This is a genomic window from Nocardioides sp. NPDC047086, from assembly GCF_040643685.1.
In the GTDB taxonomy this organism is placed as follows: Bacteria; Actinomycetota; Actinomycetes; order Propionibacteriales; family Nocardioidaceae; genus Nocardioides.
In genome coordinates, this window is sequence record NZ_JBEYUV010000070.1 from 1 (window position 1) to 10,766 (window position 10,766).

Sequence of the window (10,766 nt, forward strand, 5' to 3'; positions counted from 1 at the left end):
GACGACGAGGCTCGCCGCCAAGGACGGGCAGGGGACGTACCGCTCGCTTCGCTTCGCGAGACACCGGTCAAGATGCGCCGACTCGGCAGGGTCACGTCGCCGAGGCTCGGCCCCTCAGCCGAAGTCGATGAGCCGCCCGTCCTCGTGCATGACGCATCCCCGCCCGATCCAAGCGACGGCGTGTTCCTTGTCCCCGACGGCGATGTGGGAGTAGCTCGGCGGGACCCAGACGAGGTCGTAGTCGATATCCCCGAGGGCCTCCTCGGTGGCGCGGACGACGTCGTCGGAGGGGTCGAGGGTGCGTACGGCCTGCTCGACGGAGTCGAAGTACCTTCGGCCGGCTTCGGAGAGCTCCTTGGCGCACCAGGCGCACGTGCCCAGCGACTCGATCTGCGCGGGGGTGGCCCGGATCGGGGCGTCGAGGCCGAGGAGCTGGGGGCATGCCCGGACGTGCAGGAGACGACCCGTCGCGTGCGCCACGAAAAGGGTCTCGGGAGTCTCGGAGGGCATTCACGGAGAGTAGGGGAGAGGGGCTATGCCCCGGGAGGTACTCAGACGAACTCAGGACGTTCGGCCCCGGTGATCGGTGTGGTGCAGGTCACGTACGATCCGGGGTATGGCGCATTACCAACAGCGCGGGCAGATCCCACCCAAGCGGCACACCCAGCACCGCGACGGCGACGGGAATCTCTACTACGAGGAGCTCATGGGGGAGGAGGGGTTCTCCTCGGACTCCTCCCTGCTCTACCACCGCTACATCCCCTCGGCGGTGAAGGACGTACGCATCTGGGAGCTGCCCGACCACGGCACGACCCCCAACCATCCGCTGCGCCCGATGCACCTCGGCCTGCACGACCTCTTCTCTGGCGAGGACTGGAAGGGCGCCGACGCGGTGACCGGGCGCCGCTTGGTGCTCGGCAACGGCGACGTACGTCTGCACTATGCGGTGGCGGGGGCGGCCTCGCCGCTCTACCGCAACGCGATCGGCGACGAGTGTGTCTACGTCGAGTCAGGGGCCGGGGTCGTCGAGACGGTCTTCGGCGACCTCGACGTCGGTGAGGGCGACTACGTGGTGATCCCGCGCGCCACCACCCATCGCTGGGTGCCGAGCGGCGACGAGCCGCTGCGGGTCTACGCGATCGAGGCGAACTCCCACATCGCCCCGCCGAAGCGCTATCTCTCCCGGTTCGGCCAGTTCCTCGAGCATGCCCCCTACTGCGAGCGGGATCTGCGGCTCCCGACCGAACCGCAGGCGATGGCAGGGGAGGATGCCGAGGTCTACATCAAGCATCGCGGCCCGGGCGCCGGCGGCATCGCCGGCTCGGTCCACGTCACCCCGCACCACCCGTTCGACGTCGTCGGCTGGGACGGCTGCCTCTACCCCTACGTCTTCAACATCGCCGACTACATGCCGATCACCGGCAAGGTCCACCAGCCGCCGCCGGCCCACCAGGTCTTCGAGGGCAACAACTTCGTGATCTGCAACTTCGTGCCGCGCAAGGTGGACTACCACGAGCTCGCGGTGCCGGTGCCCTACTACCACTCCAACGTCGACTCCGACGAGGTCATGTTCTACGTCGGCGGCGACTATGAGGCCCGCAAGGGCTCCGGGATCGGCATCGGCTCGATCACGCTCCACCCCGGCGGCCACGCCCACGGACCGCAGCCCGGCGCGATGGAGCGCAGCCTGGGTGCGGAGTACTTCGACGAGCTCGCGGTCATGGTCGACACCTTCCGGCCGCTCGAGGTCGGCGAGGCCGGCGCCGCGGTCGACGACGGCAAGTACGCCTGGACCTGGGCCGGGGGCCGCCAGTGACCTGGCTGGACATCAAGGACAGTCGGTTCGGCCTCGAGGCGCTTCCGTACGCCACCTTCCGCACCGCCGCGGACCCGGCGCCGCGGCTCGGCGCGCGGATCGGTGACCTCGTGCTCGACGTCACCGCGGTCACGGGCGTCGGAGCCGGCGGGCTCGATGCCCTGCTCGCTGCCGGGCCGGCGGTGTGGCGGGACGTACGCGCCGAGATCACCCGGCTGCTCAGCGACCCCGCGAGCGAGGCCGAGGTGCGCCCGCACCTGGTGCCGCTCGAGGACGCCGACCTGCTGCTGCCGTTCACGGTGGCCGACTACGTCGACTTCTACGCCTCCGAGCACCACGCGTCCAACGTCGGAAAGATGTTCCGCCCCGACTCCGACCCGCTGACGCCCAACTGGAAGCACCTGCCGATCGGCTACCACGGCCGCTCCGGCACGGTGGTCGTCTCCGGCACCGACATCGTCCGGCCGACCGGGCTGCGCAAGACCCCCGACGGCATCGTCGACGGCCCCTCGATCCGCCTCGACATCGAGGCCGAGATGGGGTTCGTCGTCGGCGTCGGCTCGGAGCAAGGCACCCCGGTGCCGCTCCGCGAGGCCGCCGACCAGATCTTCGGGATCACCCTCCTCAACGACTGGTCCGCGCGCGACATCCAGGCCTGGGAGTACGTCCCGCTGGGCCCGTTCCTCGGCAAGTCGTTCGCCACCTCGATCTCGCCGTGGGTCCTCCCGCTCGCGGCGCTCGAGGCGGCCCGGGTGTCGCCACCGGAACGAGACGTCCCGCTGACCGGCTACCTGGACGACTCCACGCTGGAGCCCTGGGCCCTCGACCTCGCCCTCGAGGTGCGGCTCAACGGGACGCTGGTCGCCGAGCCGCCGTACGCCACGATGTACTGGACCGCACCCCAGATGCTCGCGCACCTGACCGCCAACGGCGCCTCGCTGCGCGTCGGTGACCTGTTCGCCAGCGGTACGATCAGCGGCCCCGAACCGGGCCAGCGCGGCTCGTTCCTCGAGCTCAGCTGGTCGGGGGCCGAGCCGTTCGAGCTGGACGACGGGTCGGTGCGTACCTTCCTGGAGGACGGCGACGAGGTCACCATCACCGCCACCGCACCCGCGCCGGGCGGTGGCCGGATCGCACTCGGCGAGGTCACCGGCCGGATCCTGCCCGCGAAGGAGCGACCGTGACGACGGTCTATGAGTTCACGCCCCGCTACCTCGAGGTCGACATGCAGGGGGTGATGTTCAACGGCTGGTACCTCACCTACGTCGACGAGGTGATGACCCACTTCATCGACACCTGCGGAGTGCCGTTCACCCGGTGGCAGGAGCTGGGCGTCGACGTCCAGCTCGCCCATGCCGACCTGGACTGGAAGGCCGGCATCGGCTTCGGCGACCGGGTCCAGGTGCCGGTGCGCACGACCCGGATCGGCACCAAGAGCTTCACGCTCGAGTTCGAGTTCCGCCGCGGCGAGGAGGTCACCTGCGCGGTGTCGGTCGTCTACGTGGTCGTCGCCGCCGACGGCTCGGGGTCGACCGCGATCCCGCCGGAGATCGCCGCCGCGATCGAATAGTCCCGCAAGAACGGTCAAGCAGACCCACTGCAGCGGGTGTGAGACTCGTCGTGTGCTCGAGACAGACGAAGAGATCGCCGACCTGCAACGCCTCCTGGACGCCTCGATCGGCCGCGCGAGCGGCCACCTGACCGGCATCGTCAACGACGAACAACGCCTGAACGCCCGTCAGCTCGTCACCGAGCTGACGGGCATGAAGATCCTGGTGCTGGCCACCGTGACCGCCCGCGGCGAGCCGCGGACGAGCTGCGTCGATGGCCACTTCCGCCACGGTCGCTGGCTGTTCGGAACCGCTCCCACCGCCATCAAGGCCAAGCACATGCTCGCCCGGCCGGCGGTCAGTGCGACCTTGGTCGACGGCGAGCGCATCGGCGTCTTCACCCACGGCATCGCGCACGTGGTCTCCGAGGGGCCGGAGTTCGAGGACCACAACGCCTACTTCACCGAGTTCTACGGCTCGGACCCGCAGACCTGGGACGGGCCGGGCGTCGTCTACGCCGCCATCGAGCCGAGCTGGATGGTCGCCTATGCCGCCGACCCGGCGTCGTTCCCCGATCAAACGGACGCAGACAAACGAACGCAGACTGAGGCTAGTGACAGAAAAGGGTGAGCGAGTGGGGACTTTTCTGACAGCGGCGAGGCGGAGCGTGGTGGGTGTCCGACAGGAACACCAACCAAGGAGATCATCATGAAGCTCACTCGAATCGCCGCCGCCGCTCCGCTCGCCGCCGCCCTGATCTCCGGGGGTGCCCTGGCGAGCTCGGCATCGGCCGCTACCGCCGAGGGCGGCTGGGAGTACACCGGCCGCGACTTCTACTGGCAGGACGACTGCGCCGCCGCCGGCCAGCAGATGTGGTACGCCGGGCAGATCGAGAAGTGGCGCTGTGACGGCTCGGAGTCGCCGTTCGACGACTACTCGCTGTTCGTGGTCTGGGCCTGAGCGCTTTACTGCCGAGTCGGCGCATCCGCCCCCTCTCGCTCGCTTCGCTTCGCGAGGCACGGGGGCAGATGCGCCGACTCGGCACCACTAGTCAGCTCGTCAGCTCTCTCTTGATCTCGGTCTTGAGCACCTTGCCGACCTTCGAGCGCGGCAGGTCCGGCCAGACCTCGATCTGCTTGGGGGTCTTGACCGCGCCGATCCGCTCCTTGACGTACGCCTTGAGGTCGGCGACGTCGATCTCGGCACCGGGCCGGGGCAGGACGACGGCGGTGACGCGCTCGCCCCACTTCTCGTCGGGCAGCCCGACCACGGCGCAGTCGGCGATCGCGGGATGGGTCATCAGCGCCTGCTCGACCTCGGTGGAGTAGACGTTGAAACCGCCGGTGATCACCATGTCCTTGGCGCGGTCGACGATGTGCAGGAAGCCCTCCTCGTCGAGGAAGCCGATGTCGCCGGTGTGGTGCCAGCCGTGGGCGCTGGCCTCCGCGGTGGCCTCGGGGTTGTCGAGGTAGCCGCGCATGACCAAGGAGCTGCGTACGACGATCTCGCCGCGTTCCCCTGAGCCGAGCAGCGCGCCGCGCTCGCCCATGATCGACACGGTCACCAGCGGCGCCGGCCGGCCGGCCGAGGAGAGTCGCTCGGTGGCGACGGTGCCGTCCTCGTGGAAGTGGTCGGCGGGCGCCATGGTGGCGATCATCATCGGCGCCTCGGTCTGCCCGAACAGCTGCGCCATCACCGGCCCGATCCGGGTCAGCGCCTCCTCCAGGCGCGTCGCCGACATCGGCGCCGCGCCGTACCAGAAGCAGCGCAGCGACGTCAGGTCGGTCGACCGCAGCGCCGGGTGGTCCAGCACCAGGTAGATCAGCGTCGGCGGCAGGAACGTGTGGGTGACCTGGTGGCGCTCGATGTGCTCGAGGAACTCACCCACGTCCGGCGTACGCATCACCACGATCGTGCCGCCCAGGCACAGCACCGGAAAGCAGAGCACCCCGGCAGCATGGGTGAGCGGTGCGAGCGCGAGGTAGGTCGGCCGGGCCGGAGCACCGGGCCAGGGATAGGCCATCAGCGTGATCGCCGACATCGTCTCCAGGTTGGTGCCGGTGAGCATGACGCCCTTGGGGCGCCCGGTGGTGCCGCCGGTGCCGACGACCATGGCCAGGTCGTCCTCGACCTCGACAGGCTCGAACGAGCCGGGGGAGCCGAGGAAGTCGTCCCAGTCGATCGCCCAGTCGTAGGTCGCGTCGAGACAGACCAGGGTGGTCAGCTCCGGGAGGTCGCCACGGATCTGGTCGACCAGGCCGGCGAAGGCCGACTGGAAGATCAGCGCCGAGCAGCCGAAGAGATCGAGGAGCTCCCGGTTCTCCGCCGCCTCGCTGCGCGGGTTGATCGGGCACCAGACGCCCCCGGCGCGACTGATCCCGAAGACGGAGGCGAAGGCCACCGGGTCGTTGGCCGAGAGGATGGCGACCTTCGCCCCGGGGGCGACGCCGCGGGCCCGCAGGCCCGCGGCGACGCGCACCGAGAGATCGACGACCTCGGCGTACGACCAGGTCTCCTCGCCGCAGACGAGACAGGGCGCGTCGCCTCCGAGCGAGGCACCCTTGTCCAGATAGTCGACGAGCCGCATCCGGCCGCCCTCAGCCGCGCTGCCGGGTCACGACCGGCTCGGAGACCAGCCCGAAGGCCTGCAGCTGGCCGAGGAGCTCGCGGTGGCCGAACGCCTGGCAGCCCGAGGCGAAGCCCACCCGGCGAGGCGGCTGCTGCAGCAGCGAGTAGGCGACGTACGCCTGCAGCAGCCCGGTCTGCTTGTAGTTCTGGTTGCCGTGGATGACGCAGTGCGCGCGCCCCAGCGGGCCGGAGGCGTGCACCGAGTCGAGCGACTTGTTCAGCCGCGGGTTCTCGCGCGGCGGCATCTGGTTCATCACCTGGGCCGCCGTGGCGGTCAGCGCCTCGTCGCGCTGCTCGGCGTCCATTTCCTTGGTCGCCTCCAGGGCACCCGCGACGATCTGCGGCACACCGTTCATCAGCGCGGCGTTGAAGACGCCGCCCTGCGCCTTGCAGGTGGCCACCTTCGGGTCGCGGCGATACCAGACCGGGTGCGAGGTGCCGCCCCACGGCAGCGAGAGCGCGAGCTCATGCTGGCCGGGGACCACGAGCGGGACGAGCCCGGCGTTGGGGTCGAACTCGACGTACGCGTTCTGCTCGAGGTAGTGCGCCTTCGAGGTCGCCGCGTTGACCAGGATCGTGCGGGTCGAGGCGATCGTGGGGGAGCCACCCCAGAAGACCGCGATGTCGAGGGTGTCGAGGCCGGGCTGCTCGAGGCAGATCTCGGCCGCGATCTCGCCGGTGGTGTACATCTGCGCGATCCCCGGCGCGAGCAGCAGGCCCTTCTCGGCGAAGCCCTCGCCGTACGTCTCGTCGCAGGTGATCAGCCAGTCCTGCTCGCCGGTGGTGTCGGTGTAGTGGACGCCTGCGGCCAGCGCGGCCTCGACGACCTCGGGGCCGAACGAGGAGAACGGGCCGACGGTGTTGAGCACGACCCGCGCGCCGGTGAGCAGCTCGGTGAGCGCCTCGACGGAGTGCTCGACCTCGGCGATCTCGTAGTCGGCGGTCTCGATGCCGGGGACGTTGGCGGCCATCGAGGCGACCAGCTTGTCCTTGGAGCGGCCGGCGGCCACGAACGGCACCCCGAGCTCGCGCAGGTATTCACAGACCAGTCGGCCGGTGTAGCCGGAGGCGCCGTAGACGACGACAGGCTTGTTCTCACTCATGTGCTCACATCCCCATTCCACCGTCGACCGGCAGGCCGACGCCGTTGATGAACTTCGCCTGGTCGGAGGCGAGGAAGACGACCGCGTCGGCCATGTCCTCGACGGTGCCGAGGCGTCCCGACGGCGTCAGCTCGACGACCCCGCCGACGGCGGCCTCCGGAGACTCGAACAGGCCGAGCTGGGCGACGTCGTTGGCGAGCCCGGCGCCCATCTCGGTCGGCACCAGTCCGGGGTAGACGCAGTTGACGCGTACGCCGTAGCCGAGCTTGCCGCTCTCCATCGCGGCCACGCGGGTGAGCCGGTCGACGGCGCTCTTGGTGGCCGAGTAGACCGAGATGCCGGGGAAGGCGATGGTGGCCGCGACCGAGGCGACGTTGACGATGACGCCGCCGTTCCCGGCCGCGCCGTCGGGCCGCATCGTACGCAGGCCGTGCTTGAGGCCGAGAGCCGTGCCGAGCACGTTGACCTCGAGCATCTTCCGCACGTCGTTCGCGTCGAGCTCGGTGACCAGGCTGGTGATCTCGACGCCGGCGTTGTTGACCAGGATGTCGAGCCCGCCCAGAGCGTCGACCGCGGCAGCGGCGGCCGTCTCCCAGGAGGCGTCGTCGGTGACGTCGAGGTGCACGAAGGCTCCGCCGATGGACTCGGCCACCTTGGTGCCCTGGTCGTCCTTCACATCAGCGACGGCCACCTTGGCGCCGGCCGCCGCGAGCGCGCGGGCCATCCCCTCGCCCAAGCCTTGGGCACCGCCGGTGACGAGTGCTGTACGTCCACTCAGATCGGTCATCTGTGACTCCTTCGTCGCTGTGATGTCGCTGTGATTCGGCTCACAGGCAATCGCGAATCTTGACGAGTGTCAAGAGTTTTCTTGACGATTGACCAGAAAATGGTCCAAATGGCATAGACGCCCGCACGGGAGGGGGTATCGTTTCGGCCCATGACCCAGGTCGCCGCACCCAAGTCGCCTCGCCGCACGCCTGCCGACAAGCACGACGAACGTCGCAAGACGCTCGCCGAGTCGGCGCTGCGTACGTTGGGGGAGCTGGGCTACGCGCGTGCCAGCCTGCGTGAGATCGCCAACAACTCCGAGTTCAGCCACGGCGTCGTGCACTACTACTTCAACGACAAGCTCGAGCTGATCGTCTACTGCGTGCGCTACTACAAGCAGACCTGCGTCCACCGCTACGACGGTGTCGTCGCCGAGGCGACCTCGCCGGACGACCTCGTCGCCCGCTTCGGCGACAAGCTCGTCGAGACGATCATCGAGGAAGCGCCGATGCACCGGCTCTGGTACGACCTGCGCTCGCAGTCGATGTTCGAGGAGAGCCTGCGCGAGGCGGTCACCCAGATCGACCAGAGCCTGGAGGACATGATCGCCCGGGTCGTGAACCGCTATGCCAGCCTCTCCGGCACCGAGGCTGCGATCGCCCCGCCGGTCGCCTACGGCATGTTCGACGGCATCTTCCAACAGGCGCTGCTGGGCCACCTCAACGGGCGCGAGGGCGCCCTGGAGGATCTGCGCAACCAGGTCGTCGGGCTGATGCCGATGCTGCTCGGGCCGAAGGCGTAGGGCTCAGACCACCATCGCGACCACGGCCGCCGCGGCGAGGATCGTCGCGGCGACGCGTACCCTCCCGATCGGCTCGCGCAGCACCAGCGCCGCCGAGAGCGCGACCCAGATCAGGCTCGAGCTCCGCACCGCCGCCACCAGCGAGACCGGCGCGTGCAGGGTGGAGTAGAGGCTGAGGACGTACGAGGTCGGGATCAGCACCGCGAGCACGGCCACGGTCCGAGCGTGGGTCCGGAGCTGCCGCATCCCCTCGGCGTACTTCCCGCGCACGATCACGCTCCACAGCACCACCTGGATCACCGTGCCGACGGCGTAGTAGGCGATCGGGTCGAGGCCGCGCTCGACGACGACCCAGCCGTCGTAGGTCGTGTAGCCGGCGATCGAGACGGCGATGCAGCCCGACCACAGCAGCGGCCTGGCCTGCAGCGAGCCCCGGGTGCGGACGGCCTCGAACAGCAGCGCCCCGACCGCCGCCGCCATCAGGAGTACGCCACCCCACTGCGTCCAGCTCAGCCACTGCCCGAGCACGACCATGCCGGTGAGCGCCACGACCACGGGAGCGAGACCGCGGGAGAGCGGGTAGATCTGGCTTACGTCGAAGTCCTGGTAGGCGACCTGGACCAGCCCCATGGTCAACGCGTGCATGGCGGTGCTGCCGAGCGAGAGCAGGAGGAGCTCGCCGGAGACCGCGATGCCGTGCCCACGCACGACCATCACCACCGCGGTGACCGTGACGACCAGACAGCTCTCCACGATCGCCACCGCCCACAGCGCCGGTCTCCCTGCTGGCGCGATGGTCTTCGACGCCGTGTTCCAGGCAGCGTGGGCGAGCGCCGAGCCCAGGGCGAGAACGACTCCGAGCAGCAGCATTCGGGTGAGCCTACGGCGTCGCTGCGCACCTGGTGACCGGACTGCTCCTAGGCTGGGCCACCCCAACCCACAACACCGAGGACTTCTGTGATGGACCCCGTCGACCTGGCTCTGATGCTTCTCCGTCTGGCGGTGGGTGGCACGATGATCGCCCACGGCGTCAACCACTGGCGTGGAGGCGGCAAGATCGCCGGCACCGCCGACTGGTTCGAGAGCCTCGGCCTGCGCCACGGCACCCTCCAGGCATGGGCCAGCGTGGTGACCGAGATCGTCGCCGGCGTCCTGCTGATCCTGGGCCTGGTCACGCCGCTGGCAGCGGCCGCCGTCGTCTCGGTGATGCTCGTGGCCGCCCTGCTGGCGCACCGCCCCAACGGCTTCTTCATCTTCAAGGACGGCTGGGAGTACGTCATGGTCCTGGCCGTCGTCTCGGTCGTCCTCGGCGTGACCGGCCCCGGCACGATCTCGCTCGACTCGTCCCTCGACATCGTCTACGACGGCTGGATCGGCGGCGCGGTAGCGCTCGGCGCAGGCGTCCTCGGCACCGCCCTCCTCCTCGCCGCATTCTGGCGCCCCCAGCGCCAGGACGCGCCCGCCGAGGAGCCGTCGCCGGAGGGGTGAGGTTGTAGCGTTCGCCTGCTTCCCCTCCGGTCGACAGGTGAGTACCAGGCACCTGACCGCCCCTGGTTCGATGGCCACCGGCCAGAGGTGCCGTGCAGTCGGAGCCGAGTGTCGTGGCGCCGACGGTGCGTCCCACGCCCGCGGCATAAGCGCGAGCTCGCGGTCTGATTTCATCAGACGCGTACGACAGCACGGCTGTAGCCGGCAACGAGGATCGGCATCCACGCTGCCTTTGGCTCAAGGGTGTTCAGCCGGTTGATCTAGGGGCGGCGGGTGAACCGGATGGTGCCGTCCGGTAGTCGCTCGTGGCTGTAGCCGGGTGCGTGGGCCAGGCGATGATGATGCGGACACAGCAGCGCGCCGTCTTTGAGGTCGGTCTTGCCACCGGCGGCCCAGGGGTCGAGGTGGTGGGCGTCGCACCACTCCGGTGGCATGTCACAGCCTTCGGCTTGGCAGCACTTGTGCTGTAGCCGTAACGCTTTGCGCTGGATGGGCTGGAAGAACCTGCTGCCGCGGCCGGCGTCGAGGACCTCACCATCTCCACCCAGGGCCCAGGGGATGATGGTGGCGTTGCAGGCCATCCTCCGGGCTTCGGCCGCGGTGATGGTGGT

At 69.5% G+C, this 10,766-nt stretch carries 13 protein-coding genes; 7 read left to right on the top strand and 6 right to left on the bottom strand.

The features are described 5' to 3' along the window. Positions 1-114: 114 nt before the first annotated feature. Positions 115-510, bottom strand: coding sequence for a hypothetical protein (locus tag ABZ796_RS27130; RefSeq protein WP_357341248.1), 396 nt, complete (start codon positions 508-510; stop codon positions 115-117). 106 nt (positions 511-616) lie between these two features. Between ABZ796_RS27130 and ABZ796_RS27135 the strand changes: the two genes are divergently transcribed. The 5 genes from ABZ796_RS27135 (at position 617) to ABZ796_RS27155 (ending at position 4,326) form a co-directional block, all read left to right on the top strand. Next, positions 617-1,816 carry a cupin domain-containing protein gene (locus tag ABZ796_RS27135; RefSeq protein WP_357341250.1) on the top strand — a complete coding sequence of 400 codons (1,200 nt, stop codon included), beginning with the start codon at positions 617-619 and terminating at the stop codon, positions 1,814-1,816. Then, positions 1,813-3,000: a fumarylacetoacetase gene (gene fahA, locus ABZ796_RS27140; RefSeq protein ID WP_357341251.1), complete on the top strand. Its 1,188-nt coding sequence runs from the start codon at positions 1,813-1,815 to the stop codon at positions 2,998-3,000. Before ABZ796_RS27135 ends, fahA begins: the two co-directional genes overlap by 4 nt. Next, entirely contained in the window at positions 2,997-3,386 is a 390-nt protein-coding gene (locus ABZ796_RS27145; RefSeq protein WP_357341253.1) for an acyl-CoA thioesterase, read from the top strand. Before fahA ends, ABZ796_RS27145 begins: the two co-directional genes overlap by 4 nt. 52 nt (positions 3,387-3,438) lie before the next feature. Further along, positions 3,439-3,996, top strand: coding sequence for a pyridoxamine 5'-phosphate oxidase family protein (locus ABZ796_RS27150; protein ID WP_357341254.1), 558 nt, complete (start codon positions 3,439-3,441; stop codon positions 3,994-3,996). A 78-nt stretch (positions 3,997-4,074) separates the two neighbouring features. Continuing rightward, entirely contained in the window at positions 4,075-4,326 is a 252-nt protein-coding gene (locus tag ABZ796_RS27155; RefSeq protein ID WP_357341255.1) for a hypothetical protein, read from the top strand. A 91-nt stretch (positions 4,327-4,417) separates the two neighbouring features. On the opposite strand, the gene ABZ796_RS27160 is transcribed toward ABZ796_RS27155, so the two are convergent. From ABZ796_RS27160 to ABZ796_RS27170, 3 genes are read right to left on the bottom strand one after another with little or no spacing between them, the layout of a single operon-like run. Further along, positions 4,418-5,953 carry a long-chain fatty acid--CoA ligase gene (locus tag ABZ796_RS27160; RefSeq protein ID WP_357341256.1) on the bottom strand — a complete coding sequence of 512 codons (1,536 nt, stop codon included), beginning with the start codon at positions 5,951-5,953 and terminating at the stop codon, positions 4,418-4,420. Positions 5,954-5,963: 10 nt separating this feature from the next. Beyond that, a complete protein-coding gene (locus tag ABZ796_RS27165; RefSeq protein WP_357341257.1) occupies positions 5,964-7,097 on the bottom strand; it encodes a DUF5938 domain-containing protein in 1,134 nt (377 codons plus the stop codon). A 4-nt stretch (positions 7,098-7,101) separates the two neighbouring features. Next, entirely contained in the window at positions 7,102-7,884 is a 783-nt protein-coding gene (locus ABZ796_RS27170) for an SDR family oxidoreductase (protein ID WP_357341258.1), read from the bottom strand. A gap of 150 nt (positions 7,885-8,034) precedes the next feature. Between ABZ796_RS27170 and ABZ796_RS27175 the strand changes: the two genes are divergently transcribed. Continuing rightward, positions 8,035-8,667, top strand: a complete 633-nt coding sequence (locus tag ABZ796_RS27175) for a TetR/AcrR family transcriptional regulator (RefSeq protein WP_357341260.1) — start codon at positions 8,035-8,037, stop codon at positions 8,665-8,667. Positions 8,668-8,670: 3 nt separating this feature from the next. Here ABZ796_RS27175 and ABZ796_RS27180 read toward each other — a convergent pair whose 3' ends face one another. Next, positions 8,671-9,537 carry a hypothetical protein gene (locus tag ABZ796_RS27180; RefSeq protein WP_357341261.1) on the bottom strand — a complete coding sequence of 289 codons (867 nt, stop codon included), beginning with the start codon at positions 9,535-9,537 and terminating at the stop codon, positions 8,671-8,673. A 90-nt stretch (positions 9,538-9,627) separates the two neighbouring features. On the opposite strand from ABZ796_RS27180, the gene ABZ796_RS27185 reads away from it, so the two are divergent. Next, positions 9,628-10,155 carry a DoxX family protein gene (locus tag ABZ796_RS27185; protein ID WP_357341263.1) on the top strand — a complete coding sequence of 176 codons (528 nt, stop codon included), beginning with the start codon at positions 9,628-9,630 and terminating at the stop codon, positions 10,153-10,155. A gap of 260 nt (positions 10,156-10,415) precedes the next feature. On the opposite strand, the gene ABZ796_RS27190 is transcribed toward ABZ796_RS27185, so the two are convergent. Beyond that, positions 10,416-10,766 (bottom strand): HNH endonuclease signature motif containing protein (locus ABZ796_RS27190; protein ID WP_357341265.1); only part of this gene is annotated, 351 nt, incomplete at its 5' end.

Excerpts from the sequence above, each read along its gene's own strand:
- ABZ796_RS27170 (WP_357341258.1), bottom strand. The coding sequence starts at position 7,884 with ATGACCGATCTGAGTGGACGTACAGCACTCGTCACCGGCGGTGCCCAA.
- ABZ796_RS27130 (WP_357341248.1), bottom strand. The coding sequence starts at position 510 with ATGCCCTCCGAGACTCCCGAGACCCTTTTCGTGGCGCACGCGACGGGT.
- ABZ796_RS27155 (WP_357341255.1), top strand. The coding sequence starts at position 4,075 with ATGAAGCTCACTCGAATCGCCGCCGCCGCTCCGCTCGCCGCCGCCCTG.
- ABZ796_RS27160 (WP_357341256.1), bottom strand. The coding sequence starts at position 5,953 with ATGCGGCTCGTCGACTATCTGGACAAGGGTGCCTCGCTCGGAGGCGAC.
- ABZ796_RS27185 (WP_357341263.1), top strand. The coding sequence starts at position 9,628 with ATGGACCCCGTCGACCTGGCTCTGATGCTTCTCCGTCTGGCGGTGGGT.
- ABZ796_RS27135 (WP_357341250.1), top strand. The coding sequence starts at position 617 with ATGGCGCATTACCAACAGCGCGGGCAGATCCCACCCAAGCGGCACACC.
- ABZ796_RS27180 (WP_357341261.1), bottom strand. The coding sequence starts at position 9,537 with ATGCTGCTGCTCGGAGTCGTTCTCGCCCTGGGCTCGGCGCTCGCCCAC.
- ABZ796_RS27175 (WP_357341260.1), top strand. The coding sequence starts at position 8,035 with ATGACCCAGGTCGCCGCACCCAAGTCGCCTCGCCGCACGCCTGCCGAC.
- ABZ796_RS27165 (WP_357341257.1), bottom strand. The coding sequence starts at position 7,097 with ATGAGTGAGAACAAGCCTGTCGTCGTCTACGGCGCCTCCGGCTACACC.